At 35.5% G+C, this 26,441-nt stretch carries 27 protein-coding genes, 2 tRNA genes and 1 pseudogene; 17 read left to right on the forward strand and 13 right to left on the reverse strand.

Annotated elements, in window-relative coordinates; all coding sequences use genetic code 11:
• Both ABWU74_RS06675 and ABWU74_RS01985 read right to left on the reverse strand, forming a co-directional pair.
• Positions 1 to 435, reverse strand: coding sequence for an IS3 family transposase (locus ABWU74_RS06675; RefSeq protein ID WP_144078574.1), 435 nt, complete (start codon positions 433 to 435; stop codon positions 1 to 3).
• Positions 420 to 722 carry a transposase gene (locus tag ABWU74_RS01985; RefSeq protein ID WP_209472831.1) on the reverse strand — a complete coding sequence of 101 codons (303 nt, stop codon included), beginning with the start codon at positions 720 to 722 and terminating at the stop codon, positions 420 to 422. Before ABWU74_RS01985 ends, ABWU74_RS06675 begins: the two co-directional genes overlap by 16 nt.
• Before the next feature lie 270 nt (positions 723 to 992).
• On the opposite strand from ABWU74_RS01985, the gene ABWU74_RS01990 reads away from it, so the two are divergent.
• The 3 genes from ABWU74_RS01990 to ABWU74_RS02000 all read left to right on the forward strand — a co-directional run bounded on the left by ABWU74_RS01990 (position 993) and on the right by ABWU74_RS02000 (position 3,461).
• Positions 993 to 1,334 (forward strand): hypothetical protein, encoded by a 342-nt coding sequence (locus tag ABWU74_RS01990; RefSeq protein ID WP_213862869.1) that lies wholly within the window; start codon positions 993 to 995, stop codon positions 1,332 to 1,334.
• A gap of 39 nt (positions 1,335 to 1,373) precedes the next feature.
• Positions 1,374 to 2,015 (forward strand): fructose-6-phosphate aldolase, encoded by a 642-nt coding sequence (gene fsa, locus ABWU74_RS01995; RefSeq protein ID WP_007552982.1) that lies wholly within the window; start codon positions 1,374 to 1,376, stop codon positions 2,013 to 2,015.
• 336 nt (positions 2,016 to 2,351) lie between these two features.
• Entirely contained in the window at positions 2,352 to 3,461 is a 1,110-nt protein-coding gene (locus tag ABWU74_RS02000) for an ankyrin repeat domain-containing protein (protein WP_209472768.1), read from the forward strand.
• A 9-nt stretch (positions 3,462 to 3,470) separates the two neighbouring features.
• On the opposite strand, the gene secA is transcribed toward ABWU74_RS02000, so the two are convergent.
• Positions 3,471 to 6,131, reverse strand: coding sequence for a preprotein translocase subunit SecA (gene secA, locus ABWU74_RS02005; protein WP_353289360.1), 2,661 nt, complete (start codon positions 6,129 to 6,131; stop codon positions 3,471 to 3,473).
• A gap of 219 nt (positions 6,132 to 6,350) precedes the next feature.
• On the opposite strand from secA, the gene ABWU74_RS02010 reads away from it, so the two are divergent.
• Entirely contained in the window at positions 6,351 to 8,921 is a 2,571-nt protein-coding gene (locus ABWU74_RS02010; protein ID WP_353289361.1) for a tetratricopeptide repeat protein, read from the forward strand.
• Complete coding sequence (locus ABWU74_RS02015; RefSeq protein ID WP_353289362.1) at positions 8,860 to 9,849, forward strand: tetratricopeptide repeat protein; 990 nt, start codon at positions 8,860 to 8,862, stop codon at positions 9,847 to 9,849. The genes ABWU74_RS02010 and ABWU74_RS02015 overlap by 62 nt, the downstream gene beginning before the upstream one ends.
• Positions 9,850 to 9,887: 38 nt before the next feature.
• Here ABWU74_RS02015 and odhB read toward each other — a convergent pair whose 3' ends face one another.
• Positions 9,888 to 11,060, reverse strand: a complete 1,173-nt coding sequence (gene odhB, locus ABWU74_RS02020; RefSeq protein WP_010962667.1) for a 2-oxoglutarate dehydrogenase complex dihydrolipoyllysine-residue succinyltransferase — start codon at positions 11,058 to 11,060, stop codon at positions 9,888 to 9,890.
• Positions 11,061 to 11,951: 891 nt separating this feature from the next.
• Between odhB and hemC the strand changes: the two genes are divergently transcribed.
• Both hemC and murB read left to right on the forward strand, forming a co-directional pair.
• Positions 11,952 to 12,830 (forward strand): hydroxymethylbilane synthase, encoded by an 879-nt coding sequence (hemC, locus tag ABWU74_RS02025; RefSeq protein WP_010962666.1) that lies wholly within the window; start codon positions 11,952 to 11,954, stop codon positions 12,828 to 12,830.
• Complete coding sequence (gene murB, locus ABWU74_RS02030; RefSeq protein WP_209472776.1) at positions 12,821 to 13,708, forward strand: UDP-N-acetylmuramate dehydrogenase; 888 nt, start codon at positions 12,821 to 12,823, stop codon at positions 13,706 to 13,708. Before hemC ends, murB begins: the two co-directional genes overlap by 10 nt.
• Before the next feature lie 174 nt (positions 13,709 to 13,882).
• On the opposite strand, the gene ABWU74_RS02035 is transcribed toward murB, so the two are convergent.
• The 5 genes from ABWU74_RS02035 to ABWU74_RS02055 form a co-directional block, all read right to left on the reverse strand.
• Positions 13,883 to 14,715, reverse strand: a protein-coding gene (locus ABWU74_RS02035) for an IS5-like element ISWpi1 family transposase (protein ID WP_209472412.1) whose coding sequence is annotated in 2 segments (ribosomal slippage) — positions 13,883 to 14,346 and positions 14,346 to 14,715 — 834 coding nt in all. Because the reading frame shifts where the segments join, the coding sequence is not laid out codon by codon here.
• Between the two features lie 177 nt (positions 14,716 to 14,892).
• On the reverse strand, positions 14,893 to 15,825 hold the full coding sequence (locus ABWU74_RS02040) for an Rpn family recombination-promoting nuclease/putative transposase (RefSeq protein ID WP_015589057.1): 933 nt from the start codon (positions 15,823 to 15,825) through the stop codon (positions 14,893 to 14,895).
• 315 nt (positions 15,826 to 16,140) lie between these two features.
• Positions 16,141 to 17,961, reverse strand: a complete 1,821-nt coding sequence (gene glmS / locus ABWU74_RS02045) for a glutamine--fructose-6-phosphate transaminase (isomerizing) (protein ID WP_353286553.1) — start codon at positions 17,959 to 17,961, stop codon at positions 16,141 to 16,143.
• An 80-nt stretch (positions 17,962 to 18,041) separates the two neighbouring features.
• Positions 18,042 to 18,413 (reverse strand): preprotein translocase subunit YajC, encoded by a 372-nt coding sequence (gene yajC / locus ABWU74_RS02050; protein WP_010081840.1) that lies wholly within the window; start codon positions 18,411 to 18,413, stop codon positions 18,042 to 18,044.
• A gap of 137 nt (positions 18,414 to 18,550) precedes the next feature.
• Positions 18,551 to 18,627, reverse strand: a tRNA-Asp gene (locus ABWU74_RS02055).
• Between the two features lie 191 nt (positions 18,628 to 18,818).
• Between ABWU74_RS02055 and rpsB the strand changes: the two genes are divergently transcribed.
• The 7 genes from rpsB to ABWU74_RS02090 are packed head-to-tail and all read left to right on the forward strand — an operon-like array spanning position 18,819 to position 23,414.
• On the forward strand, positions 18,819 to 19,667 hold the full coding sequence (gene rpsB / locus ABWU74_RS02060) for a 30S ribosomal protein S2 (protein WP_010962661.1): 849 nt from the start codon (positions 18,819 to 18,821) through the stop codon (positions 19,665 to 19,667).
• Positions 19,648 to 20,508 (forward strand): translation elongation factor Ts, encoded by an 861-nt coding sequence (gene tsf, locus ABWU74_RS02065; RefSeq protein ID WP_070356839.1) that lies wholly within the window; start codon positions 19,648 to 19,650, stop codon positions 20,506 to 20,508. Before rpsB ends, tsf begins: the two co-directional genes overlap by 20 nt.
• A 16-nt stretch (positions 20,509 to 20,524) precedes the next feature.
• Positions 20,525 to 21,262: a UMP kinase gene (gene pyrH, locus ABWU74_RS02070; RefSeq protein WP_369800793.1), complete on the forward strand. Its 738-nt coding sequence runs from the start codon at positions 20,525 to 20,527 to the stop codon at positions 21,260 to 21,262.
• Positions 21,263 to 21,269: 7 nt separating this feature from the next.
• Entirely contained in the window at positions 21,270 to 21,827 is a 558-nt protein-coding gene (gene frr, locus ABWU74_RS02075) for a ribosome recycling factor (RefSeq protein ID WP_010962658.1), read from the forward strand.
• 5 nt (positions 21,828 to 21,832) lie between these two features.
• A complete protein-coding gene (locus tag ABWU74_RS06680) occupies positions 21,833 to 22,096 on the forward strand; it encodes a hypothetical protein (protein ID WP_010962657.1) in 264 nt (87 codons plus the stop codon).
• Positions 22,097 to 22,102: 6 nt separating this feature from the next.
• Positions 22,103 to 22,798, forward strand: a complete 696-nt coding sequence (uppS, locus tag ABWU74_RS02085; protein ID WP_006279327.1) for a polyprenyl diphosphate synthase — start codon at positions 22,103 to 22,105, stop codon at positions 22,796 to 22,798.
• The gene (locus ABWU74_RS02090) at positions 22,788 to 23,414 is read left to right on the forward strand and encodes a phosphatidate cytidylyltransferase (protein ID WP_209472786.1); all 627 of its coding nucleotides are present in this window, start codon (positions 22,788 to 22,790) and stop codon (positions 23,412 to 23,414) included. Before uppS ends, ABWU74_RS02090 begins: the two co-directional genes overlap by 11 nt.
• A 16-nt stretch (positions 23,415 to 23,430) precedes the next feature.
• Here ABWU74_RS02090 and ABWU74_RS02095 read toward each other — a convergent pair whose 3' ends face one another.
• Both ABWU74_RS02095 and coaD read right to left on the reverse strand, forming a co-directional pair.
• Positions 23,431 to 23,622: a zinc-finger domain-containing protein gene (locus ABWU74_RS02095; RefSeq protein WP_209472782.1), complete on the reverse strand. Its 192-nt coding sequence runs from the start codon at positions 23,620 to 23,622 to the stop codon at positions 23,431 to 23,433.
• A 68-nt stretch (positions 23,623 to 23,690) separates the two neighbouring features.
• On the reverse strand, positions 23,691 to 24,197 hold the full coding sequence (gene coaD / locus ABWU74_RS02100) for a pantetheine-phosphate adenylyltransferase (protein ID WP_006279325.1): 507 nt from the start codon (positions 24,195 to 24,197) through the stop codon (positions 23,691 to 23,693).
• A gap of 79 nt (positions 24,198 to 24,276) precedes the next feature.
• Here coaD and ABWU74_RS02105 point away from each other — a divergent pair.
• The 3 genes and pseudogenes from ABWU74_RS02105 to ABWU74_RS02115 form a co-directional block, all read left to right on the forward strand.
• Positions 24,277 to 24,349 (forward strand) — tRNA-Phe (locus ABWU74_RS02105).
• 218 nt (positions 24,350 to 24,567) lie between these two features.
• On the forward strand, positions 24,568 to 25,431 hold the full coding sequence (locus tag ABWU74_RS02110; protein WP_353289363.1) for a gamma-glutamyl-gamma-aminobutyrate hydrolase family protein: 864 nt from the start codon (positions 24,568 to 24,570) through the stop codon (positions 25,429 to 25,431).
• A gap of 221 nt (positions 25,432 to 25,652) precedes the next feature.
• A pseudogene (locus tag ABWU74_RS02115) lies at positions 25,653 to 26,031 on the forward strand (IS4 family transposase); the annotation flags it as partial.
• An 89-nt stretch (positions 26,032 to 26,120) separates the two neighbouring features.
• Here ABWU74_RS02115 and ABWU74_RS02120 read toward each other — a convergent pair.
• Both ABWU74_RS02120 and ABWU74_RS02125 read right to left on the reverse strand, forming a co-directional pair.
• Positions 26,121 to 26,285: an IS3 family transposase gene (locus tag ABWU74_RS02120; protein ID WP_084741697.1), complete on the reverse strand. Its 165-nt coding sequence runs from the start codon at positions 26,283 to 26,285 to the stop codon at positions 26,121 to 26,123.
• A complete protein-coding gene (locus ABWU74_RS02125) occupies positions 26,278 to 26,439 on the reverse strand; it encodes a DDE-type integrase/transposase/recombinase (protein WP_010082071.1) in 162 nt (53 codons plus the stop codon). Before ABWU74_RS02125 ends, ABWU74_RS02120 begins: the two co-directional genes overlap by 8 nt.
• Between the last annotated feature and the right edge of the window lie 2 nt (positions 26,440 to 26,441).

Genomic DNA, 26,441 nt, shown 5'->3' on the forward strand with positions numbered 1-26,441 from the left:
CTACCATACGTGAGAATTATTGCTGCCAAATATAGCCATCCCTCCTTGGTTTTGATGTAAGTAATCCCATACTTTATTTGGTTGATCAACAATAAAGTTTTGATCTAGTATATTGGGAGCTACAGCTCTATTATCTGTTTGTTGTTTTTTAATTTTAAACTTTCTTCTCAGTATAGCCCTGATGTCATTTTTCTGCATAATACTTTGCACCGTTTTCAAATTGCAACTTTTACCCAAAGCCTTCAATTCAGCATGAATTTTAGGAGCTCCATATCTACATTTAGAAACTTGATATATTTTTTGAATAGCTTCGAGTAGCTCTTTATTTGCTGATTCTCTACTGCTTATTTTTCTTGTGGTCCACTTATAGTAGCCACTAGCAGAAAATCCTACATAATTCCTGTACTTTATAGCAGTTACTATATAAAAAAATATTTTACTCTTTTTGACTGGCCAGGGCTTTTTTTTAAATGTCTCTTTCCCTTGTTACTCTTGCTTTGTAAATCAAACCTCTCTTTGTCGTAAGGAGCCATGTTACCTCTACCTGGAAATGCATTTGCCGCTGACTTTTTTTCGTTATATTTCTTCATCCATTTTCCTAATAAACCACCCTTTATTCCTAAATCTCTTGCTATTTTTGTAATTGTTTGACCTGCCTTTCTTTGTTCATTTGCCAGTTTAACAGCTTCCAATTTGAATTCTGCCGTATATTCTCTTACCATTTCTAATCCTCCAAAATTTTATTTTACCCAAAAAAACTCTTTTCTTTCTCTCCACTTTTTCTGGGTAAGGTCAATATACCAGTGCCGAAAATAGTTGACAAAGATTGTGTATACTTATTACAATTGTTTGGGTACCAGAAGTTTTTACGGCAACAAAGTATGCACTAACTATAAGTAAGGAAGACTTTAAGCAGGCAATAAAAAAAATGAAGTAACGTTTAAAAGAGATTGAAGGAGAGAAGAAAAAGGTAAAAGGGAATACGGCAGAAAATGAATCTTATTACAAATAGCATAAAGGGCTTTTATTCTAGTGTTAAATCGGACCTAGATTGGCAAGCCAAACGTAGTCTTATTAGAACATTAGTAAAAGAAGTCAACATTGATCTTGATAAAGTAGATGTAGTATTTAAGATCAAAGAACTTGAAAACCCCGCCCAGAATGGACAAAATCAAAAGATGGTACATTGTCTAAGGGGTCTGGGCACTGGGATGACATCTTTTTTCTTGGTACAAATTACTCTTATGTCTCAATATTTGTACAGTTGTGTTATCGGCTGTTTGATGTTTACAACGCAGAAAGTTCATACGGTTGTAAGTCAAGCGGTAGGATGACAAGATTTTGCAAGGGTATTTTTTTTATAGGAGATTAATATGGAAATTTTTCTTGATAGCGTTGATTTAAATGAAATTAAAGGACTAAAGGAGTTCATTGACGGCATAACAACTAATCCTTCTTTAATAGCAAAGTCCGGGCGTAAAGATAAATACGAGGATTTAGTGCGTGAAATATGCTCTATTATAAAAGGGCCTGTTAGTGTTGAAGTTGTTGCAGATAGCCATGAAGAGATGATCACAGAAGGTCTGAATTTAGCAAAAATTGCTGATAATGTTGTGATCAAATTACCTCTTACACATGAAGGATTAATTTCTTGTAAAAAGTTATGGACAGAGCATAAAATACCTGTTAACATCACATTATGTTTTTCTCCTGGACAAGCACTGCTTGCCGCTAAGGTCGGTGCTTGTTTTATTTCCCCCTTTGTTGGTCGCCTTGATGATATAAGCTATGATGGCTTATCGCTAATAGAAGATATATGTACTATATATTCTAATTACGGTTTTGATACTAAAGTTCTTGTTGCATCAGTGAGAAGCCCAGCGCATGTAATAGAAGCTGCAAGGCTTGGTGCTGATTCAATTACTGTGCCAGCAAAAGTACTTAGACAATTAATTAATCACCCACTTACTGACCAAGGGCTAGCAATATTTGAAAAAGACTGGGGTGTAAAATAATAGACGGTTACAAATGAACATAAAAATTGGCGTATCCGTTCAGGCAATGGCGTCAACTTAAGAGCCTTCATTAGCAAACTCTCCTAAAGACATGATGGCGTTTGCTACCTTATTGCGGCTGCCCTGGTCGAATTTTAACTTTATAGCTAACCCAAGAAAGGTTTCCCTACATCATACCGCCGCGGCGCTAACGAGTAGCGGAATGACGAATTTGTTGTTTTTCAAATTGTAGGTAAACCTAAAGCTATAGAAAAAAAGAAGAACCAGTTTCTTAGTTCTTCATTGACATAATCCACTCCATATGCCATAATAAAATTTTATATCTTGGAGAAGGAAATGACATTAAGGTTAATACTACAAGAAGTCAACAGTAGTCCAGACCTGAGTGCAGAAAATGTAGTTGAGAAAATCAAAGATGAACTACAGCAGAAGCTTCCAGATATCTACAGTGAGTGGGAAAGTAACCAGTTTGATATAAATCACACATTTGAAGTACTTAATTGTGGTTTATTACTTATAGCAGCTAAAAATGGTTGTGGAAAAGTAGTAAAACACCTAATAAAAAGCGGGGCTAATGTTAATGTACAAGATGTATGGAAAAAAACCTCTTTACATTATTCTGCTCAGTATGGGTATACGCAAGTAGTAGAAGTTTTGCTAGAAGAGGGAGCAGACGTTAATGCACAAGATGAAGATAAAGAGATTCCTTTACATGTAGCTGCTGGCAAAAGAGATATAGAAATAGTGCAAATGTTATTGGAGAAAGTGGCAAATGTTAATCTACAGGATAAATCTGGAGGAACTGCTTTGCACTATGCTACATGTAATGCTAACATATGTACTCCTATGAAGGATGATAGTGCAGCAAAGATAGCGGGACTTTTATTACAAAGAGGAGTAGATGTTAATATAAAAGACGAGGATGGAAAAACTCCTTTGCATTATGCTATTGGTTATGAACTTATACAAACAATAGAAATGCTATTAAAAAAAGGTGCAGATGCTAATATAAAAGACAAGGATGGAAGGGCACCTTTATACTATGCTACTCTTAATTATAGTTACCGTAATATAAGGTTAGGAGGAAAACTGCTACTAGATTGTGACACAACTTTACTAGGTAATTTTTATGAACCTTACAAACCTAGTCCAAGGATGGCAAAACTCCTGCTAAATTATGGTGCAAATCCATCATGCATCCATAGACCTAAAGCTATAACAGCAGGAATTACTGTGGGTGTTATATCTGCTGTTGTAGTTCCACTAGTACTTGCCTATGCCACTGCATTACCTGCACTAGCAATAATTGGAATTACTGTAGCATCTGTACTGATAGTTGGTGGTATTACCTATGGAGTTGCATATAAGTCATCAGAGCATTCATTAAACAGTAAGCTAAGTGAGGTTAGCTGCAGTAATGTTGATGGAAATAAACAAACTGTATAACCATAATTATTAGTTCACCACAGTAACCGCACCATGGCAGTGTTTGTATTTCTTTCCGGAGTTGCAAGGACATTTGTCATTTCTTGAGACTTTGGGAAGTCTGCTATTTCTAGCAGAATGTAACCTATTGCCTATCTCTTGGTTGTCTGCCAACTTAAAGTGTGCTAAGCGGTGAATGGTGAGTTCCTTCCATTTTTCAAGCATTGACTCAAACATCAAGAAAGCTTCGCGTTTAAATTCATTCAGTGGATCTTTCTGCCCCATAGCACGTAAGCTTATGCTTTGTCTTAGGCTCTCTAGAACTGAAAGGTGTTCCCTCCATAAATGATCAAGTGTCATTATCATCATTTGCTTCACGATCGTATTCCACAAATCTGTAGTGTGCTGACTGTTGAAATATTTTTCTTTCTCAGTAAAAAATTCTTGTATCTTATCATTTATATAATTCAAAGCTTCTTGTTTATTCAAAAACTTTGCCAAGTCTTCTTTATCAAGCGTTATTCCATACCTTGTATGGAATTCTTTGGCTATATCTTCAACATAATCTTCGTAATAGCCACTTTGGATTATACCTTCTACTACGCTCTCATTTACTTCGCTATACACTTCAAATATATCATTAATTTCGTTGCCTAAGATATTGTTTCTCTGCTTAAAAATAACTTTACGTTGGTTATTGATTACGTCATCAAACTTAAGTAGAGATTTCCGCACGTCATAGTTTCTAGCTTCAACTTTCTTTTGCGCTTTCTCGAGTGCCTTATTGATCCATGGATGATGAATAGCTTCGTTATTCTTTAACCCTACTTTTTGTAAAAAGCTTCTCATTCTATCAGAGCCGAATATTCTCATTAGGTCATCTTCGAGCGATAAAAAGAACTTAGAAAGTCCAGGATCCCCCTGACGACCAGAACGGCCGCGTAATTGATCATCTATTCTCCTGCTTTCATGTCTTTCGGTTCCAACCACACATAAACCACCAGCTTTTATAGCAATTTCCTTATCTTTTTTTACTCTTTCAACTATTTCTTGGTATTTTTTTTCTCTTTCATCAGCATTTTTTATCTTCTTTAGCTCCACCTTTGCAATCATTTCAGCATTTCCACCAAGCTGAATATCAGTTCCACGTCCTGCCATGTTAGTTGCTATAGTGATACTACCTGGCACTCCAGCTTGCGCTATTATGTACGCCTCTTGTTCATGATAACGAGCATTTAATACTGAATGCTTAAGAGAATGGCTTTGCAAAAGCGCAGAAAGCTTCTCAGAGTTTTCGATGTTCACCGTGCCAACAAGGACCGGTTGAAGGCGTTTGTAGCATTCTTCTATAAACTTCAACACAGCATTAAATTTTTCCTTTTCTGTACCGTAAATTTCATCATCAATATCAACTCTTTTTACAGGTACATTGGTTGGAATTTTTACTACATTTAATCTGTATATATCACGAAACTCTTCTGCCTCTGTTGCTGCTGTTCCCGTCATTCCGGAAAGTTTATTGTACATACGAAAGTAATTCTGAAATGTGACCGATGCTAAAGTTTGGTTTTCATGCTGAATTTCAAGATTCTCCTTCGCTTCAAGTGCCTGATGAAGACCATCGGAATATCTTCTGCCCTCCATCATACGCCCAGTAAATTCATCAATAATCACTACCTTGCCATCCTTTACTATATAATCTTTATCAGCAGTAAACAGCTTATATGCACGTAATGCTTGGTCTATATAATGAGTCATTATCATGCTGTCAGTATCATAGAGCGAGGAATTTTCAGGAATGAGATTGTATGACCTTAGTAGTTCCTCCACTCGTGAAATACCATCTTCAGTCAAGAATACCGTTCTACCTTTTTCATCTACTTCATAATCGGAGTCAACTAATTTGGTTACTATTTTATTGATATGCTTATATATCTGATTGTTTTCCTCAACCGGGCCAGAAATAATAAGCGGAGTGCGAGCTTCATCAATGAGTATTGAGTCCACTTCATCAACTATTCCGTAGTGAAAGCCTCTCTGAACCATGTCTTCTTGAGAAAATTTCATATTGTCTCGCAGGTAATCAAAGGCAAGCTCGTTATTTGTGGAATACACGATATCTGCACTGTAAGCCTCTTTCCTCTCTTCGTCTGTCAAGTTATTCGTAATAAACGCAACAGAAACCCCAAGAGAATTATATAATTTGCTCATCCACTCTGTGTCTCGTTTTGCAAGATAGTCGTTAACAGTTACGACATGTACGCCTTTCCCTTCTAAGGAATTTAGATATGCTGCTAAAGTTGCAACGAGTGTCTTTCCCTCTCCTGTTTTCATTTCTGATATCATGCCATTGTGGAGCACCATTCCACCAATCAGTTGAACATCAAAGTGCCTCATGTTAAGAAATCTTCGAGAGGCTTCACGCACAACTGCAAATGCAGGTACGAGAAGATCATTTAACGTTTTCCCATTTTTCAATTCTCGATTGAATTCTTCAGTTTTACCAGCAAGCTCCTCATCAGATAAGCTCTGCATTTCTGTTTCTAATGCATTTATTTGCTGAACAATTTTCCTAAAGGATTTTATTATCTTCTTGTTTGTTGATCCAAATATCTTTCTTATAAAAAAGAATGACAACGTAAAAATAAAAAATATAAGAATGGCTGTCAAAATTAGCGGAGAATCTAGCATAAACTTAAGTAAAGTCTTATTTAATATGAGATTATATTACTAAATGCAGCCTACAGCAATGACATATTAGATTCGGGGAATCTTTATGCTTAAGACAGCAAACAAAATTGACCCTGTTCGGCACTGTTATTACAATGTTAAAGAATCTGTTGCATTATCTTAGGCACTTGGTGACTTTAATTTTTTATAGAAAGAAGTTATTCGTAGGTTTAGTAGGGTATGAATGTAGAAAACAAACAGTCTGAAGTACTTAGTAATCGTACATTTAAGAAGAGAGATGGCACATCAACAGGTGATCATGGTCGCAAGTATGAAGTAAAATTATTAATGCTGTATCTACTTCATGGGTTAAGTAGTAAAATTGACTTTTGGTTAGCATCAAACATAGAAGGTTTTGGAGCCTTTGATGATATTTTTTTTGAGTATAAAGATCAGAAGAACAAATCGAGAATTATCTTGGTTCAAGCTAAGTACTGCAATACACATCGCTCTTCGAAGAATATTACTTTTGAAGATTTGTTTATTGATGGAAATGATAGAAAGCAACAGAAAGAAGATTTCGGGTTAAACAAATATTTTGAATCTCATCCTGAGATTAAGCAAAACCCTGAGTGTAAGAACAGTGATATTACGCTTGTCATTCATACTAATGTCAATGTGAACCTAAAAAAAGGTACAGAGAAACAAGGAAGCGTAGAAACATTAGAGAAGTATCTGGAAGAGTCAAAGTTAACAAATGATAACACTTTAAATATTTATGAAGGTCAAAAAGGAACGTGCTACAAAATAAAAAATCATACTGAACTGAAAAAATACTTCAGTTGTGGTAGTGACGATGAAATAGAAGATTTTTTACTTAGAATAAGGTTTGTAGTTGATCAACCTAATCATTCAAAATTAGATGATATTATTAAGAAAGAAATAGGGAATATATACAAAATATCAGGGGAAGAAGATATTGATACAGTTTTTGTCCGTGTATATGACAAGGTAGGGAAATGGTGGGCACAACAGGGTAGCAAAGTTTCTTATCTAACAAGAAAAGACGATTATTTTAGGGAAGTTATAGAACATCTTTATAGTCTCAAACCTAGAGAAGATCTATTTGAACGGTGGAACATTCCACCTAAAATAGCTAGTGGAAATTTCATTGAACGAGAATATCTCAATGAAGAAATAGTAAATCATCTAAAGACAAAAAATGAGCCAGTTATATTAACTGCTTTGTACGGGTTAGGTGGAGTAGGTAAAACACAGTCAGTGCTAGATTTTATTCAAAAACATGGGAAAGAATACAAGGCAATATGTTGGTTTAATGCAAAAGATGAAGATCAACTACTCAGTGAATATGTTAATTTAGGAAGAAAATTAAATATTATTCACGATGAAGACAACATTTCTATTGCACAGCGAGCTTATTATGTGAAAAACTGGCTAGAAGATTCTAAACGTGAAGGCTGGTTGTTGATTTATGATAATGTATCAAATTATGAAGTCATTTCTAAGCTCAGACCTACAAAAGGCGGCAAAATAATAGTTACGTCTCGTAATACTGAATGGCCACAAGGGAGTATAGGTGTAGACGTTTTTACTCCCCCAGAATCAGAATTATATGTTAAGAAAATTCTAGGCCAGGTTTCAGAAAGCGATAGGCCAAATATAGGTATATTGGCAGAAAAGTTAGGTAGATTACCTTTGGCATTAGCTCAGGCTTGCGCTTACATCAAAGAAAACAAAATGACTATCTCACGTTACTTAGAAATTTATGCAGAAAGGAAGCTTTATTTATTATCTCATAAAACACTACCTAAGGATTCTAACCATGAGCCTGTGTTTATTACTTGGGATATTACAATGGACGCAATTCGTAATGAGTCTAAACTAGCAAGCAAGTTGTTAGTAGCTTGTGCATATTTAGACAATGATATTCCTAAAGATTTGTTAAGAATATTTCCTGAGATTGTAGAGAACAATTCTGAAGAAAAACCTTTTGAAGAAGTATTAGGTATATTATTGAGATATTCGATGCTAGTGTCCAATGAGCAGAGTAGTAGTGTTTCTATTCACTGTTTAGTACAAGATGTAATTAGGCTAAAGTCAAAGGAAAGTGGAAAAATTAAAAAAGATATAAAAACCGTTTTTCAATTATTAAAAGAAAGCTTCCCTGACGACAGTGACAAATTAGAAGATTATGCTAAGAAACGACAGTTGTTACCACATTTAGAAACGTTCTTATCACATATAGATGATTGGCTAGGAAAAAATCCTTTAGAAAAGCAAACAATAGAGAAGGATTATCTTGTGGATTTGTTAATACGAATGAGTGATGGATATTATTACTTGGGTAATCCTAGAAGACAAAAGGAGTCGCTTGAACGGGCTTTACCTATTTCTGAGAAACATTATGGCCCCGATCATTTCACAATTGCTATAGCACTAACAAACCTCGGTATCGCTTATGGGGATTTGGGTGATCATAAGAAACAAAAGGAATTGCTTGAACGGGCTTTACCTATTTCTGAGAAACATTATGGCCCTGACCATTTCGAAGTTGCTAGGACACTGGCAAACCTTGGTAACTCTTATAGGGCTTTAGGTACTCCTCAAAAAGCAAAAGAGTTGCTTGAACGGGCTTTACCCGTCCTTAAGAAACACTACAGTCCTGATCATCCTGAAGTTGCTATACCACTTGCAAATCTTGGTATTGCCTATGGTGCGTCAGGTAATCATGAAAAAAAAGGAGTTGCTTGTGCGGGCTTTAATAATTCAAGAGAAACATTATGGCCCTGATCATTTTATAGTTGCTAAACTACTGACAAACTTAGGTGGCGTTTACATAGTTTTAGGCGATCCCAAGAAAGCAAAAACGCTGCTTGCACGAGCTTTAATAATTCAAGAGAAACATTATAGCTTTGGTCATTCTGGAGTTGTTAAAACACTGATAAATCTAGGTAATGCTTATGGAGATTTAGGTGATCACAAGAAAAAAAAGGAGTTGCTTGCACGAGCTTTAATAATTCAAGAGAAACATTATAGCTTTGGTCATTCTGGAGTTGTTAAAACACTGATAAATCTAGGTAATGCTTATGGAGATTTAGGTGATCACAAGAAAAAAAAGGAGTTGCTTGAACGGGCTTTACCTATTTCTGAGAAACATTATGGCCCCGATTATTTTGAAGTCGCTATTACTCTGACAAACCTTGGTATCTCTCATGTGGATTTAGGTGACTATAAAAAACAAAAGGAGTTACTTGAACGGGCTTTAGCAATCAAAAAGAAACATTACAGGCCTGACCATTTTGAAGTTGCTAGAACACTGGCAAACCTCGGTAATTCTTATAGGGTTTTAGGTAATCCCCAGAAGGCAAAAGAGTTGCTTGAACAGGCTCTAGCAATTCGAAAGAAACATTACGGCCTCGACCATTTTGAAGTTGTTAAATTACTGGCAACCCTCGGTATCGTTTATGGCACTTTTGGCGATCATCAGAAAGCAAAAGAGTTGTTTGAACGAGCTTTACCTATTTTTGAGAAACATTATGGCTCTGGTCATGTTCAAGTTGCCAAACTACTGGCAAATCTTGGTATTGCCTATGGCGCTTTGGGCGATCACAAGAAACAAGAGGAATTGCTTGAACAGGCCTTGCCTATTTTTGAGAAACATTATGGCCCTGATCATCCGGAAGTTGCTAAACTGCTGGCAGAACTAGATGACATTTAGGTTTTTAGCAATACTGGATTAACAACAATTCATTTGAGCTACACTTCCAAAACTAATCTATTTGGATCTTCTATATAATTTTTTATTTTAACGAGGAAAGTTACTGCTCCTTTGCCGTCAACTATTCTGTGATCGTAAGAGAGAGCAATGTACATCATAGGTCTGATTTCTACTGCATTACCAACAGCAACTGGCCTGTTTTGTATTGAATGCATTCCAAGTATTCCAGATTGCGGAGGGTTTATTATCGGAGTGGAAAGAAGTGAACCGTATACTCCACCGTTTGAGATGGTAAATGTTGCACCTTCCATTTCTGATACTTGTAATTTACCCTCACGAGCTTTTTTGCCAAGAGCAACTAAAGTCAACTCAATTTCTGCAAATGACATCTGATCGGCACCCCGAATAACTGGTACAACAAGACCTTTATCGGTGCCAACAGCAACACCTACGTCATAGTAATGTTTATATATGATTTCATCGCCTGAGATTTCAGCGTTAATTTCAGCAATTTCTTTCAATGCTTGCACCGCTGCCTTTATAAAAAACGACATAAAACCAAGTTTTATTCCATATTTTTTTTCAAAGGCGTCCTTATATTTTGCTCTTAGATCCATGACATTCTTCATGTCAATTTCATTGAACGTGGTCAGTATTGCAGCAGTATTTTGCGATGCTTTCAAACGAGCGGCAATTACTTGCCTTATTTTGCTCATTTTTACTCGTTCCTCTCTTTGCTCTCCATTTACTACACTTTTTGGCAATTCATATTGTTTTATTGCAGGTTGTTCAGCTTTGTTCATATGGCCTATCACATCTGCTTTTGTTATTCTGCCTCCCATGCCAGTTCCTTTGACGCTTTCTGCACTGATTGCATTTTCTTCCATAATTTTACGAGCTGATGGAGCATCTTTTTTAGCAGCACTTTCGCTTTTATCTTCTTTTCTCGCTTCCTCTTTTACTTCTCCCATGGAAAGCTTCGCTAACAATTGATCAGGACTTATTACATCATCTTCTTTTATAAGAAATTCAGTTATTTGCCCTGAAGCTTCTGCAGTTAATTCGAGTGCTGTTTTGTCAGTTTCAATTTCAAAGATCAAGTCATCTACTTTTACTGCTTCTCCAATACCCTTCTTTATTTTTACTATACCTTCTGTAACTGATTCACCACCAAGAGTTTTTGGTGCTCTGATTTCTATAATTTTGCTCATAAAACAACTTCCGTATAAAACTTTCTATAGATTTATACATGAAAAGAGACATGTAATAAACTAATAAATTCATTGAGGCTCTTATCATTTAGAAGTGACAAACGGATAACATATTCCCAAATGTCATTCCAGCACGTGACGCTAGGCCATAAAAATTCCTTGACAAGCTTTGCCATCCCCCCTATCATGAAACTGAAGCTATTTATTTATCTTCGCAATCTGTGCAGGTTAATGACAAAAAACTTAGGGTATTTGGCGTCTCATGTTTAATTTTTCGCACTACGTGCATCGCATGTCTTTAAAAATTTTTAGGTTTTTACCTATATAAGCCGAAACGCGCTTACAAAGCGTTTAAGACAGCAAAAAACGTCAAATTGACAAGGGAGAATTTGAATGCTAGCTACTACGGGGTTTCTTTGCCTTTTTTCCTGCTTAGTAAATTTCTTAAACACTTGCGATGTAGGTTAGTTGCAAGTTAAAAGCAGCTAAATCGCTCTTAATCAAGCGTTTTAGAATAAAAAAAACGCCGATATTTTAGTACATAGTAAATAGCCAACCACCACGGGGCTTCTTTTGCCTTTTTTTCGCTTGGTAAATTTTTTAATATTTATAGCTAAACGACAACCGTCATCCCGCTGCTTGTTAGCGGGATCTAGAGATACCGTGACGGTATGACGGTTCGCGGTGGTATGACGATAAGGTTTATACCTTGTCATGCAAGTACTAGAATCCAGTAAGCTTATTTATGCATATAAAAGGTTATTATTTTGTAAAGTCAAAGTTGCTTTTGGTTTTAAGTTAAAGTACAATAAATGCAAAGGTTTATATAATGAATTAAACTGGATCCAAGTAGTCAGCTACTTGAATGACATCAGACAAACAATCGTACACATGCTAGTCAAAATAGGTACCAGAGGAAGCAAGCTTGCAGTTGCCCAGGCTTTGGAAGCAAAACAAAAGTTGCTGGATTCTTTTCCTAACTTATCTATTGAAATTGTTAAAATAAAAACTTCTGGAGATAAGTATGCAAACGCAAATCTTGCTGAAATAGGAGGCAAAGGATTATTCATTAAAGAAATTGAGACTGAATTGCTCGAAAATAATATAGACATGGCAGTTCATTCGCTAAAAGATATGCCTGCGTTTTTCTCAGGGGGTTTAACAATTCCTTGTGTTTTAGAAAGGCTAAGTTCATGCGATGCGTTTATTTCTCATAAACACAATAGCCTTGAGTCTTTGCCACAGCAGGCTACTATTGCCACTTCTTCAATAAGAAGAAAAGTTCAGTTGTTAAATGTTAGACCAGATTTAAATATAGTACCGCTACGTGGAAATGTAACAACCAGATTGCAAAATCAAAGTTTTGATGGAATAATTCTAGCTGAAGCAGGACTCATAAGATTAGAAAAACATCACTTGATTACAGAGGTATTGCCACCAAAAGTTATGTTAAGTGCAGTGGGGCAGGGGGCGGTTTGTATTCAATGTAGAAGGAATGATGTAAAAATTATCGATCTTTTAGAGAAAATTAATAATAATATGTCTTTTATAGGAGTGAAATCAGAGCGCAGTTTTATGAAGACAGTGAATGGTTCATGTTTTACACCACTTGCAGCTTTGGCTGAATATGTGAGCGAAAATATGCTACACCTTCGTTGTATGTTAGCAAGTGGAAAAAATATATACTTCACTGAGCGCACTTCATTTATAGAAGATGCGGAGAAAATGGGTATGGATGCAGGATTAGAGTTGAAATCAAAATGCTTATAAGCTTACCTAAAGTACGTGGAATCTATCGTTATGATGTCTTAATGTCTAAAGCGACGTGGTTAAATGTTGGTGGACGAGCTGATGTATTATTTAAACCATGTGATATTGAAGATTTAACATACTTGATTAAAAATACTGAACTGCCAGTTAGCGTTATTGGTGCAACATCCAACATAATAGTGCGAGATAGTGGCATTCGAGGAATAACAGTAAAATTAGGTAAGGAGTTTGCATATATTAAAAGTAAGGGTAACAACTCTATTGTAGCTGGGGGAGCTGTGCTGCTCAGCAACCTTGCTCACTTTGCGGGAAATCAGCAGATTAGTGGGTTGGAGTTTCTAGTTGGAATTCCAGGAACAGTTGGTGGCGGAATAGAAATGAATGCAGGTGCATATGGTAGTGATATCGCAAGTGTTGTACAATCCATAAAAGCAGTGAATCTAGAGGATGGAAACCTATATGAGTTCTCCAACGAAGAAATGGGGTATTTTTACCGTGGACATAGCCTAAAAGGAAATTGGATTTTTGTTGAAGCTGAGTTTAAAGGAGTAAACTCAGAGTATGAGCTTATACTGCAAAGGTTAAAGGAAGTTATTGAGAGGAAAAATAAAAGCCAGCCAATAAGAGGAAAAACTGCTGGGTGCATATTCAAAAATCCAAAAAACTACCGAGCATGGGAGTTAATTGATAAATCTGGCTGCCTAGGGTTAAATATTGGTGGAGCTAGAATCTCTAAGAAACATTGTAACTTCTTGCTCAATTACGATAATGCAACTGCATCTGACTTGGAAAACCTTGGCAACAAAGTAAAAGATGCAGTAAAGGATAAATTTAATGTTGAACTTGAGTGGGAAATAAGGGTTTTGGGTAGCTATTAGATAGTTTTTATAGCTTATGTATATTCGTTCAGGAGAACGGCAAATAAGGTAAACAAGTAATCTAAAAAAATAATCATAGAGAAACCGTGAGGTAATGTGGTTAATCTTGTAGAACTTTGCAAGAATCTAGAGAGAAAAATAGCAAAGTTAGAGGTTGTCCGGAAACTAGTAAATTCAAGCATATTCCCTCTTTAACATAACCCTACTCATAGCTAGGTATATGAAATTCTCAGTGGATGTTGTGAGTAAATCATACTCCTTCGATAGCCTTCTATTCCTATTAACCCAAGCAAAAGTCCTTTCTACAACCCATCTTCTTGGCTGTACTTTAAACCCTTGTTCTCTTGTTGGTAGTAGCTCAGGTGGCGTATCTTTGTGCACCCAAAATCTACATGGAGGCCTTTTAACAATTTCAATATCTATGTCATATTCTTCCTTTATGTGATTCTTTAAATTTCTTCCTTGGTATCCCATGTCAGCCCACATTTTTTTAACTTTAGTATATTTTGTTCTCATATTGTTTAATGCTATTTTAATACCATCTCTATCATTTTCGTTAGCAGCGCCTACGTAACAACCTAGTATAAAACCCTGAGTGTCTGTAATTATATGCCTTTTTCTACCCTTTACTTTTTTACTTCCATCATAGCCTTTGATCCCCCCTTTTCTGTAGTCTTTACAGATTGACTATCTACTATACAGGCACTCGGCTGCTCATTCCTTCCTATTTTTCTTCTACTATATTTTGTAATTTCATAATTCATTTTCTCAAAAATTCCCTGCTTCTTCCATTGCCTGAACTGCTCATACACAGTCTTCCATAGCGGAAAATCATTTGGTAAATACCGCCATTGACACCCTGTACGCAATACATAGAAAATTGCTTCTAATATTTCTTTTTTGCTATACTTTGGCGGCCTTCCTCCTTTCTTGTATGATACTCTGAAGTGTTTTTCTATTCTTGCCCATTCCCTTTCGCTTAGATCTGTTGGATACTTTTTTCTCATCTTTACCCCGTACTAAAATTTCAGATATTATAGCCTTTTACTTGTTTCCGGACAACCTCTTAGCTGAACGGACACTATTGTTATACTATATCTTATATACAATTGTGCAATATGGACAATGGCAACAAATTTACTAGCGAAATTCAGTGATTTATGATTGATAATTAAAGTTCTTAATTAGTAACCGTTCACACTTAATTCTTCAATCTCACTAATAGAAAGGCCAGTAAATTTGACAATAGTGTTGACATCAACATTGTTAGCCAGCATTGCTTTTGCGACTTCGATTTTTCCTTCGATTTTTCCTTCAATTTTCCCTTCCTCTTTACCGATTTTGATGCCTCTTTCTTCGCCAATTTGGATGCCTTTTTCAGTAGCAAGGTCAAGTCTGTATTCAAGAATGGCTTCTTCTTTCCGTAGATCCATTATTCTTTCTTCATAAGCTACTAAATCTTTTTCATTCCAGCTAAACCTGTCTAATTCATCGTAGGCTAACTTTATTATTGGTGCTTTTTCTGCTATTTTCCTTAAGTCTTCTTCCGTAGTTTCATCTGCATATTTGAAGAAAAATAACCAACGATCCACTATGCTTTCTAGCTGTTCTTCCTTATTCTTAGGAAATTTAGGTAGTTCAATAAATACAAATTGAAAATCTTTTAAGTCATGCTCATTGGTTTTCTCATCTCTTATAGTGTGGCTGGATATATAATCAAGCTTATCAGGAAATAAATTACAATTAGAGATAGCAATAAAGAAAACCTTCTTTAAATCAATGTACTTACCAGATTTATCAGCTTGCCTTGAGTAAGCCTTAGCAGCATATAGTTGAGCTCGTTTTTCGAAGCCTTTATCGCGAGTGAGCTGCATTTCAATCACATACCTAGCCCCACTAGAGTCCCTGCAAAGAACATCAACTATACTTTGCTTATCAGAGGCAATTTCAGGATCCATTATAGTACTGAGGAATTCCACTTCTTGTATAGTATTTATCTCGGTAAACCCTAAAATATCATTCAAAAAATGTATGAGAATATTCTTATTTTTTTCAGTGCCAAATATTTTTTTGAAGGTTAAATCCAGCTTAGGGTCGAGAAACTTAGATAAAGCCATAGCCAAAGTGCTTAAAAATATTAATAATTATACACTATTATTAACAATTATTCAACCATATTTTTGAAGATAGCTATGCCGCCGCGAACCGTCATACCGCCGCGGTATCTCTAGATCCCGCTAACAAGCAGCGGGATGACGAATTACTTAACCGTCATACCACCGCGAACCGTCATACCGCGATTCATTCGCGGTATCTCGGCATAGATTCCGCTAACTAGTAGCGGAATGACGATTGTGTATCGTGTTTTGCTAAAAATCACAGAATGCAGTCTGGTTACCTTAATTAGAAGTTTAGCTTTAACTTTAAATGGACTACTCAACCGTGACAGACTTAGCTAAATTTCTTGGACAATCTGCATCTAACCCTTTTTTTGCTGCAGTAAAGTAAGCAAGGAATTGCATAGCAACACTGTAGATGATTGGAGAGATAAAATTATCAGTGTCTGGAAGTTGCACCACATCTGCGCAAACTCCCCTTAGGAATGGCGCTCCTTGTTTATCACTGAAGGCAATTACTTTGCCTTTTCTTGCAATAATCTCTTGTATATTAGATAGCGTTTTAAAGAATAAATCATCATAAGGGATAATTGCTATAACAAGCACAGTAGAGTCTATTAAAGCAATAGAACCATGCTTCATTTCTCCCGCTGCAATACCAGTTGTATTGATATATGAAAGCTCTTTTATTTTCAATGCGCCTTCCATTGCAACTCCGTATGAACTTCCTCTGCCGATTAAAATAACGTTATTGTGTTCTAATATACTGCCCGATATATGTTGTATTTTCATCACATTCAAAACGTGCTCAACATACTCGGGAATAGAGTTAATAGCGTTGCTTAGCTGTTTTATTCTCTCTCCACCCAGTACACCTTTTATTTTTCCAAGCTCCACGGCAAAGCATGCTAAAGTTGCAAGTTGCGCAGAAAAGGTTTTTGTTGAAGCAACACCAATTTCTGGCCCAGCAAGAGTATGTAACACAATATCTGAGATCTTTTCAATGCTGCTGCTAAATGTATTAGTTATACTAATGATTGTTTGCTTCTGTGATTTTGCATAACGCAGCGCTTCTATGGTATCTGCAGTTTCACCAGATTGAGAGATAAATAACCCAATGCTGCCTTCTTCCAGCTTGACGTTGCTATACCTAAATTCTGATGAGATTTCTAGATATACTCGAACTTGAGCGACATTTTCCAGCCAATACTTTGCTATTAGCCCAGCAAAATAAGATGACCCGCATCCAACTATAGTAATGTAACTCAGCTCAGAAAACAATTTTTTGTTAGCAAATATTACCTCTTTATATTGCTTGTAAAATTGATTTATTGTTTTGTTTAATGCACGCGGTTGCTCAAAAATCTCTTTTAACATGAAGCTAGGGTAACCATTTTTGCTAATTAGAAAATCACTTGGACTACTATTTTCTATACTGCGTTTAACTTGTGTACCATTGTTGTATATACTAACTCCACTAGATTTTATCACTGCAATGTCATCATCTTCCAAATGCGATATTCTTTCCACAAATGCACTTAAAGCATTAGAGTCAGATGCAGCAAACACTGTGTTACAGTTATAGCCTATTGCTAAAGGCAAATTTCTCTTCGCAACAAATAAGGCGTCTGGATATTCTGCAAATAATAAGACCAAGGCAAATGAGCCATGTAAGTTGTTTAAACACTTAAATAGAGAATCAATTGGCGACAATCCTTCATCAAGATATAAGGTTAGCATGTTTGGTATGATCTCTGTGTCAGTGTCAGTATGGAATGACATGCCCCTTTCTTCTAGACCCTTTTTTAGCAGATTGTAATTCTCAATTATGCCGTTATGAGCAACAACAACATTATTTGTACGAATGGGGTGAGCATTTTTAAGGCCTGGGACTCCATGTGTAGCCCAGCGAGTATGTGCTATACCAACTGTACTGTGAGACATCTTGCTGTCATCAACAACTTCACATAACCTTTCGACTTTACCTTCTGATTTTTTGACTTCTATCTCGCCTTCATTATTTATGATTGCTATACCTGAGGAATCATATCCCCTATATTCCAATTTTTGTAACCCAGTTAGTAAGGTTGGTATTACTGAATCACCGCTACTTACTACACCAAATATTCCGCACACAAATGGATCACCAAACAAACTTTTTTCTAAACATGTTAAGCATTTTTGCCTTTATTACTGGTTGATTTATATTCTTTTTATCATTCTTTCGATTTTACCTTTTTAATTGGTTTAGCTGCTACTTTTTGAGTTTCTTTGCTTAAAACCTCAGATATAGCGGACTTTAGAACTTTTATCTCAACTTTTGGTGCTATTTCTATTATAAATTGTGCATTTGCCTCATCAACTTTATTAACTTCACCTATTATTCCACCAGAAGTAATGACTGTATCACCACGTTTTATTTGATCTATCATCTTTCTATGTTCTTTTAGTTTTTTTTGTTGCGGGCGAATAATGAGAAAATAAAATACCACAAATATTAAAATCAGTGGAATAAAACTAGCAAAAGATGCGCCGATACTTGATGTATTGCTAGTTGCATCTGCTGCAAAAACTTCAGAAATGAGCATATTTAATCCTAATTGTTAATGATAAAAACAAACCTATTTAAGTATTAATTACAATACCATGCCATGTCAAGTTTGGTGAAGGCGTTTCTCAATACCGGCAATAATACTGCGAATTCTAAGTTATGCTAAAACTAATATGGCGGGAGTGATGAGACTTGAACTCACGACCTCATGCGTGACAGGCATGCGCTCTAACCAACTGAGCTACACCCCCCTAATTTCTTTTTAGCATTTTCGGGCTTCAACTTTAAAGCTAATAAACATGTTGCCCTTTGTCAATATTTTTTGTTTGCGCTTTGCTGTCTTTTCTATTACTATGTAAATAATTTAATTTCACACATGGCTTATACAAGTAGTCCCATTAGGGTTATGCCATGGAAGATAAACTATTTGGAGGAATGATATATGACAAATTTGCCTAAAGTCACTGTGCGTGATTTAGCTGAATCTGGTGTACATTTTGGTCACAAAATTAGTCGCTGGAACGCAAAAATGGCTCCATACATATATGGAGTGCATCAAGAAAATCGTATACATATAATTGATTTGCGAAAAACACTACCATTGCTACAGGTGGCCATGAAGGCTTTATATGACGTTGCATTTCAAGGTGGTCGCATTCTATTTGTTGGTACAAAGTTTCAAGCTTTTGATATTATTGCAAGTGAAGCGATTCGTTGTGGTCAATATTATGTGAATCATCGTTGGCTTGGTGGTATGCTTACTAATTGGGGCACTGTTTCTTCTTCGATAAAAACCTTGATGCAATATGAGAAAATATTAAATGACGAGGATAGCATTTTAACAAAGAAAGAATTGGGAAACATTGAAAAGAAAAAGCAAAAGCTTGATAAGGCGCTTGGCGGTATTAGAGAAATGGGAGCAATTCCTGATATCTTATTCATCATTGATACTAATAAAGAGCATATAGCGGTTAAGGAGGCTAAGAAGTTAGGAATTCCAATAGTTGCAATACTTGATACTAATTCTGATCCAGATGGTATTACTTATCTAATACCTGGAAATGATGACTCAAGAAAATCAATAGAGCTCTATTGTAAATTAGCTACCGACTCTATATTAGCTGGAATAGAGTCTAGTCTAGCAAAATCTGGAGTTAAGATTGATGATATAAGGGGTGATGAGTTTATTCAAGAAAAAGAAGATGGTATTGTGCAAACTAAAAGGAGACGTAGTAAAGTTTACAAAGAAGAAGAAAGGGAGGTAGTAACAAATGAAGATGAATCCAGATGATATAAGAGAATTACGTGATAGAACAGGGCTTGGCTTAAGTGACTGTAAAAAAGCATTAGAAGAATGTGATGGTGACATTAAGAAAGCCGTTGATAAGTTACGTACAATAGGTCTTGCTAAAGCTGACAAAAAATCTGATAGAGTAGCTTCAGATGGGCTCGTTGCTATGTGTTTGACTGAAAATTGTGGTGTATTGATTGAACTCAATTGCGAAACCGATTTTGTCGCAAGGAATGAGAAATTTATAGAGTTAGTTTTAAATTTAGCATCAATTGCTCATCAAGAACGCTGTACTAGCGTTGATGAGTTAAAAAATGCCAAGTATGAAAGCATTGGCACAGTGCAGGAAGCTATTATGAATGGTACGTCAGTTCTTGGTGAGAAGCTAGAGTTAAGCAAGCTTTGTTACTTAGAAGCTAAGGATGGAGTTATTGCTGGCTACGTACATGGTGATGTGTGTGGCTTAGGTAAGATTGGTGCTTTAATTGCATTGCAATCATCTGGTGATAAGGCGAAGCTACAAGAGATTGGGAAACAAATAGCTATGCATGTAGTTGCTATGAAGCCTGAAGCTTTGTCTATAGATGATTTAGATCAAATGAAGTTGAACAACGAACGTTCTATAATTGAAGAGCAAGTGAGGAGCTTAAATAAACCTGAAGAAGTAGCAAAAAAAATAGTAGATGGACGAATGGCTAAGTACTATGAAGAAGTTGTTTTACTGGAGCAAAAATTTATAAAGGATGATAAGATGAAGATTTCTGATTTTATAAAATCAAGCGAGTTGAGTGCTGTTAAACTCTCTAATTACAAGTTACTTGTTTTGGGTGATGCAGATTAAATAGCAAAAAATGTTTATTTCAACAAATGAAAAAAGCGAAATAAAATATTCCAGGGTGTTATTTAAAATCTCTGGTGAGGCTTTGATGGGATCAAAGCAATTTGGTCACGATATGGAGACTATAGGTGAGTTATCTAAAGGCATAGTTGAAGTTTGTAATCTTGGAGTTCAGGTATGTATTGTTGTTGGTGGTGGTAATATCTTTCGTGGCACATCTGCGTCTTTAAGTGGTTGTGAAAGAGCAAGCAGTGATTATATTGGAATGCTTGCAACTATAATCAATGCTTTAATTTTACAAAACTTTTTAGAAAAAAATTTAGTAGCTTCTAGGGTATTATCTGCAATACCCATGGCCACTGTATGCGAACCTTACATCAGAAGGAAAGCTATTCGTCATTTAGAAAAAGGTAGAGTGGTAATTTTTGCAGCAGGCACAGGCAACCCATTTTTTACTACAGATACAGCTGCAGCCTTACGTGCTGTTGAAATGAATTGTGATGTTATTCTAAAGGGTACGCAAGTAAATGGTGTATACTCCGCTGATCCGAAAAAAAATGAGGATGCTGTAATGTATGATAGGCTTTCTTACACGGATTTATTGACTCGTGATTTAAAAGTTATGGATGCATCAGCAATTTCACTTGCTCGTGAGAATTCTATTCCAATTATAGTTTTTTCTTTGAAGGGAGAAAAAATAGTCAATATTATTAAGGGTCAAGGTACTTATACTATAGTTTCAGATTGTAAACAGTAGGTAATTTATGTTAAATGAAATAAAAGCTAAAACAAAAGAAAGAATGCTAAAAACTATTCAGTCCTTTCATGATGATATTAAAGGCGTACGCACTGGTAGAGCTAGTGCATCTTTGCTTGATGGTATAGTTGTAAACATCTATGGTGGGCATCAAAAGTTAAATCAAGTTGCAGGCGTTTCGGTTATAGATAACAAAACCCTATCAATTAAAGTTTGGGACATTAGTGTTGTAGGTGAAGTGAAAAACGCTATATTAAATGCTAACCTGAATTTAAATCCTGTTGTCGAGGGTAGCACCATACGTATAGCTCTTCCGGACTTGACACAAGAAACCCGTGAAAAATTAGTGAAATTATTGCATCAGTTTGCTGAAAATGCACGGATTGCCATTAGAAATATACGTAGAGATATTATGGAAGAAACAGAAAAAATGAAGGAAAATAAAGAAATCTCAGAAGATGATTTTCATGGTGCTAAGAAGGAAATACAAAATATTACTGATGATAATATAAAAAAGATTGATGGTGAATTGTCCATCAAAGAAAAGGATATACTGAATCACTAAATGATATGGAGAAAGCTTACATAGCAAATGATGTCATTCCAGTGTTTGACACTGGAATCCAGTCTTTACTATACAACTATCTGATGCACTTGTTTGAAATCAAATTTCCTGGATCCCAGTGTCGGAGCACTGGGATGACACCAATTTTGCATTCAAGTATCAACTATTGGTGTCACTACAGTAACTCTCTTCCTGTCATGCAAGTAGCTGACACCTTCCAGGTGTCCATTGAAATCCAAAAAATTTCACTCAAGTCAAAATTAGGTTAAATTTAAATGTTGAATCAAGAATCTTTACCGAAACATTTAGCAATTATTATGGATGGTAATGGTAGATGGGCGAACAATCAAGGAAGGGTAAAAATTGATGGTTATAAAAAGGGCAGTGAAGTTGCATACGATATTGCCAAGTATTGTACGGACTTAACTATACCCTACTTAACTTTGTATGCATTCTCTATGGAGAATTGGCTTAGACCTAAAAACGAAACTGACTGTCTATTTGATTTATTTTACTCCGTTTTAACTAATGAAGATAAAGTCAATTTCATTTACAATTGTAACATTAAGTTGAATTTTATTGGCAATTTAAGTCTGTTACCCAGTAAAATATTGGATCAAATTAAAAAAGCAGAAGAAATGACACATAAGAACGATGGTTTATTACTCACTGTGGCAGTCAGTTACGGAGCAAAGCAAGAAATTACACAAGCTATAAGCAATATTATAAAAGAAAATATTGCTTATGTATCAGAAGAGGAATTTGAAAAGTTTCTATATACTAAAGATTTGCCAAAATTGGATTTATTAATTCGCACTGGTGGCGAAAAAAGGTTAAGCAACTTTTTATTATGGCAAGCAGCTTATGCTGAATTGTATTTTTGTGATACTTTGTGGCCTGATTTTTCTTGTCAAGATTTGAGCAAAGCATTAGAAGATTATACAAAAAGAGAGAAGAAATATGGTAGATAATAATTTTATAGTTAGAATATTGTCCTCAATAGTAATATTATTCATATTTTCTTTTGCTACATATTTCAGTGATTTATCGTTTTACCTATTGATTTTTTCGATAGCAGTTTTATCTTCTTTTGAATGGTATAATCTAACCCAGGGAAACAAAATTTTATACGTTTTTGCATTATTATTGATTGCACTACCAAGCGCCTCATTAATATATTTATATAATCTACCACAGGGAAAATACGCATTAGTATGGTTCGTCTTAACCATTTGGGGAATTGACGTTACTGCCTACCTGTTTGGCAAGAATTTTGGTGGAGCTAAAATTTGCCCAATTATTAGCCCTGGAAAAACTTGGGCAGGACTTCTTGGTGCGATTTTAGCTGGAGTAGTGTGCACAATTTTTGGATCAATATTTTTTGGTCTATTTTCAATTTTTTATTCTCCAATCATTGGCCTTGCAATTGCTATTCTAGCGCAACTTGGCGATTTCACTGAGTCGCTTGTTAAAAGAGCTTACGGTGTTAAAGATAGTGGAAATATGATACCTGGCCATGGGGGAGTGCTCGACCGTATGGACAGTTTCATTTTTACTGCCCCTCTTATTGCTATTTACATAAGCTAAGTCTGCAGAAGTGCCATTAGAGCTCATCCCTAGTCAGCTCCCCAACCGCTTCTACAGTGCAGTCATGGACAAACGTCTTTTCACAATAAGGGCAGGCTATTTCCTCTTCTTCTCCCATATCTAAATATATTAATGGATGGCCGGAACCCTCATCATTCTCATCACCATAACAACAAACTTTTCTATTATTAACCCTCACTTTTGACATGCTGCTCCTTTAGCTTATAACATTTTATATATTGAATATACCCATTCAGAAATAAAAAACAACAAGCACTATTCTCCATTTTTTATCCTATTCAGGTTAATCAATTCGTTTTGAACACCTTTTGATACAAATTTGCTAACATCTTCTCCTAATCTTGCTATTTCCTTTACAAAGCTTGATGAGATAAATTGAGTATCTTCAGAAGCAGGAAGAAATATGGTTTCGATTTCAGGAAGAAGTTTATAATTTACCCAGCTCATTTGAAACTCGTAATCAAAATCCGATACTGCTCTTAATCCCCTAATAATAACAGAAGCATTCTGCTCTTTGGCAAACTTCACTAGCAACCCATTAAAAGATATAACATCTGCATCAATTCCTAGCCCTTTGATTTCATTTTCAGCCATGCTTGTGCGTAGCTTTGTGTCAAAGGCAGTATGCTTATTAACGTTTTCTGCAACTCCTATTATTAATTTATCGACTAGTTTACACGCTCTTTTGATTATGTCAAGATGCCCAAAAGTTATAGGGTCAAATGTGCCAGGGTAGATTCCTATTTTGTCATTAATGTTCATCCTTTATTTTTATAAACTACTTTAAAAACTTTTGATAGACATAATAACATTTTTTATCTAAAAATAAAAGTATACAGTTGGCCTGATAGCTCAGTTGGTAGAGCAAAGGACTGAAAATCCTTGTGTCGCTGGTTCGATTCCTGCTCAGGCCACCTTCTCTTTCTTGGCAAACTTGCCTTTTTGTTATAAAATACTCTATATCGTAATATAAATATTAGGGAGGCAAGTCATAGTATATAAATATTATAATAAACTATTTAATATCTTATTAATTATAGTTCTATTATTAAGCAATATTACTTATGCTGGCGTTAGTGAAAAACCGGCATCTCAACATGTAACCAGAAAAGAAGAACCAGCGTCAACTGTCTTGACGGCAGAAAATACAGTAAATAATGACGTAGTTGTTGGTTTGTTGAAAACGGAAGAAGCACATGAACTTGGGCTATCTCAAAATATCTATGAGATGTTTAATAACTTTGTGGTTAAGACTGTACTGATTGATTATAATAAGATAATTAGCCTTAAAAAAATTCAGACAGAGTCACTTAATCTCGCAAAACAAGATGAAACATTGGCAAAGAAGCTAACATTAGACCGAATAAAAGTTGAAGTTGCAAAGTTTGTTAAAGAGCACAAAATAAATAGAATATTTATTCCGGATAATTTACACTCAGCACCCACTCCTTATCGCCAGCTTGTTACTGAAGCAATTGTAAAAATAGTTGATGATAACCCTGCAATTCATTTACTTGGCATATGTGAAGGCATAATGAATGCAAAGGGAATTGAAATAGTGAGTGTTGTGAGTGATGAAGAGAAACGAAGATCTCATTTAAAATCAGCACCTAATCCACAGAAAGAGGATGTACCTCTCCAGCAGATAAAGATCGTTCCAAATAGTCGTTTAGCAGAAGTAGTAGCCAAATTCCTAATACCTAATGAAAATGGCTGGTTTTCAACATATTTTCCAGATGCTCATTCAGGAGCAGTAAGTAATACACCAGAAAATAGAAGAAAATTGGAGTCACTTGGATATAAAGTTGCAGCATTTTCCAGTGAGGGGGTAATAGAGGCTATTGAAGATAAGCATGGTAATGTTCACTTTCAAAGTCATCCAGAAGCCCTTGTTGTGAAGTCAGATAAAAACCTCTATTTATCAAATCACAAGGAACGTCAAGTGTCTACACTAGTTGCTATAGCGATTATGAATGATTTTCTTTATCGTGCTTAATGGCTATAGCTTTAGGCTTACCGACGATTTGATAAACGATAGATTTGTCATGTATCCGTTCAGGCAATGGCGTCAACTTAAGGAAAAATATCAGCGATAGTGTATAAAATTTCTCTCCAAATTTTTTATCATTAAATTATCCAAAGAGTGCAAGGGACAGCACTTTTGTTTCTGTTTTATTTCAACAAAGAAGTCTAAAATGTGTCCTTTTTAGGTGAAATATGCAAAAAGGAAAAAACCTTATTCTACAAATTAAAAATATAATATACTCGAAAACTTTTCAGAAAATCCATTGTGTTGAGTTTTACACGAACAAGAAAACTTCCTTTTTCGACAGTATTTTCTATGATTTTAAAGTTAGTTAAAAAAAGTTTGGGAATAGAATGTGAACTTATGGAGCCATTGACATGTACCCTCAAAGCAAGCTTTTTCTAAAGCAAGATATAAGATTTGCCATACAGGCTTTCAAGAATTTAAGCATCCAAACAGCCTATCAGGATGAACCTGAGTTGGAGAGGCTATAGACTTATTGCAGCAGATGGTTCTGGTATGAGATTACCCAGCTCTGGGGAAATTGTATCCGAGTTTGAACCAAATGGAAACTGACCTTACCCAGAAAAAGTGGAGAGAAAGTGTGGAATGTTTTTCACAAAAAGAATGATGCATCAAATTGTTCTGGAATGCAATAGTTAATAGTGACGTTGTTTGTTATAAAAAATTTCTATGTATTCAAATATTGCAGTTCTAGTGTGTTGAGCAGAGTGTTGTGAAGTATCAATAAGTATTTCTCTTTTCAATGAGCTAAAGAAGCTTTCTGCAACAGAATTGTCGTAACAACAGCCTTTATTACTCATCTATATTCTTTACAGCTAAGAGATATTGATACCCTTGCGCAGTATATTGTGAACCTTGGTCACTGTGCAGCAGTAGATTTTTAACAGGTTTACGCCTATTAATGGCCATTAATAAAGAGTTCATAACCAATTGTTTATTTATTGCACTACTCATTA

Origin of the sequence: Wolbachia endosymbiont (group A) of Paraperithous gnathaulax (assembly GCF_964028485.1) — a bacterium.
GTDB lineage: Bacteria > Pseudomonadota > Alphaproteobacteria > Rickettsiales > Anaplasmataceae > Wolbachia > Wolbachia pipientis.

Excerpts from the sequence above, each read along its gene's own strand:
- coaD (WP_006279325.1), bottom strand. The coding sequence starts at position 24,197 with ATGAACATTAATGACAAAATAGGAATCTACCCTGGCACATTTGACCCT.
- ABWU74_RS02040 (WP_015589057.1), bottom strand. The coding sequence starts at position 15,825 with ATGGCTTTATCTAAGTTTCTCGACCCTAAGCTGGATTTAACCTTCAAA.
- ABWU74_RS02125 (WP_010082071.1), bottom strand. The coding sequence starts at position 26,439 with ATGAGTAGTGCAATAAATAAACAATTGGTTATGAACTCTTTATTAATG.
- hemC (WP_010962666.1), top strand. The coding sequence starts at position 11,952 with ATGCTAGTCAAAATAGGTACCAGAGGAAGCAAGCTTGCAGTTGCCCAG.
- murB (WP_209472776.1), top strand. The coding sequence starts at position 12,821 with ATGCTTATAAGCTTACCTAAAGTACGTGGAATCTATCGTTATGATGTC.
- frr (WP_010962658.1), top strand. The coding sequence starts at position 21,270 with ATGTTAAATGAAATAAAAGCTAAAACAAAAGAAAGAATGCTAAAAACT.
- ABWU74_RS02120 (WP_084741697.1), bottom strand. The coding sequence starts at position 26,285 with ATGAGTAATAAAGGCTGTTGTTACGACAATTCTGTTGCAGAAAGCTTC.
- secA (WP_353289360.1), bottom strand. The coding sequence starts at position 6,131 with ATGCTAGATTCTCCGCTAATTTTGACAGCCATTCTTATATTTTTTATT.
- ABWU74_RS02000 (WP_209472768.1), top strand. The coding sequence starts at position 2,352 with ATGACATTAAGGTTAATACTACAAGAAGTCAACAGTAGTCCAGACCTG.
- odhB (WP_010962667.1), bottom strand. The coding sequence starts at position 11,060 with ATGAGCAAAATTATAGAAATCAGAGCACCAAAAACTCTTGGTGGTGAA.
- ABWU74_RS02010 (WP_353289361.1), top strand. The coding sequence starts at position 6,351 with ATGAATGTAGAAAACAAACAGTCTGAAGTACTTAGTAATCGTACATTT.
- ABWU74_RS06680 (WP_010962657.1), top strand. The coding sequence starts at position 21,833 with ATGGAGAAAGCTTACATAGCAAATGATGTCATTCCAGTGTTTGACACT.
- ABWU74_RS02015 (WP_353289362.1), top strand. The coding sequence starts at position 8,860 with ATGAAAAAAAAGGAGTTGCTTGTGCGGGCTTTAATAATTCAAGAGAAA.
- yajC (WP_010081840.1), bottom strand. The coding sequence starts at position 18,413 with ATGCTCATTTCTGAAGTTTTTGCAGCAGATGCAACTAGCAATACATCA.
- ABWU74_RS02090 (WP_209472786.1), top strand. The coding sequence starts at position 22,788 with ATGGTAGATAATAATTTTATAGTTAGAATATTGTCCTCAATAGTAATA.
- ABWU74_RS01990 (WP_213862869.1), top strand. The coding sequence starts at position 993 with ATGAATCTTATTACAAATAGCATAAAGGGCTTTTATTCTAGTGTTAAA.
- tsf (WP_070356839.1), top strand. The coding sequence starts at position 19,648 with ATGAAGATGAATCCAGATGATATAAGAGAATTACGTGATAGAACAGGG.
- ABWU74_RS01985 (WP_209472831.1), bottom strand. The coding sequence starts at position 722 with ATGGTAAGAGAATATACGGCAGAATTCAAATTGGAAGCTGTTAAACTG.
- ABWU74_RS02095 (WP_209472782.1), bottom strand. The coding sequence starts at position 23,622 with ATGTCAAAAGTGAGGGTTAATAATAGAAAAGTTTGTTGTTATGGTGAT.
- fsa (WP_007552982.1), top strand. The coding sequence starts at position 1,374 with ATGGAAATTTTTCTTGATAGCGTTGATTTAAATGAAATTAAAGGACTA.
- uppS (WP_006279327.1), top strand. The coding sequence starts at position 22,103 with ATGTTGAATCAAGAATCTTTACCGAAACATTTAGCAATTATTATGGAT.
- rpsB (WP_010962661.1), top strand. The coding sequence starts at position 18,819 with ATGACAAATTTGCCTAAAGTCACTGTGCGTGATTTAGCTGAATCTGGT.